Origin of the sequence: Neptuniibacter marinus (assembly GCF_001597725.1) — a bacterium.
Classification (GTDB): domain Bacteria; phylum Pseudomonadota; class Gammaproteobacteria; order Pseudomonadales; family Balneatricaceae; genus Neptuniibacter; species Neptuniibacter marinus.
In genome coordinates this window covers 1-275 of sequence record NZ_LUTR01000070.1, presented here as the reverse complement: position 1 = coordinate 275, position 275 = coordinate 1, and the positions used below count along the sequence as shown (strand labels likewise).

Below are 275 nucleotides of genomic sequence, written 5' to 3'. Positions count from 1 at the left end.
TCGACTCTGATGCCTCAATCCACGCAGATTCTGCATGTTCTTGCATGAGAGCACATTGATGGTAAAAACGCTCTCCGGTCGAAGTTAGCATCTGCTTGCGCGTCGTGCGCTTTAGTAAGCTCGTATTCAACTCATTTTCTAACTGTTTTAGTGCTGAACTAACCACAGATTTAGACACATCTAGTCTATCAGCCGCTTTGGTTATTGAGCCACTTTCAACGATTTGTACATAGATAGACATTAAACGTAGTTTATTCACAATAAGCTCTCTTAAT

Annotated in this window: 1 protein-coding gene; it reads right to left on the bottom strand. The window is 41.1% G+C overall.

Annotated features, from left to right (window positions below):
• Window positions 1–259 (bottom strand): LysR family transcriptional regulator (locus A3774_RS16085; RefSeq protein ID WP_156473745.1); only part of this gene is annotated, 259 nt, incomplete at its 3' end.
• Window positions 260–275: the final 16 nt, after the last annotated feature.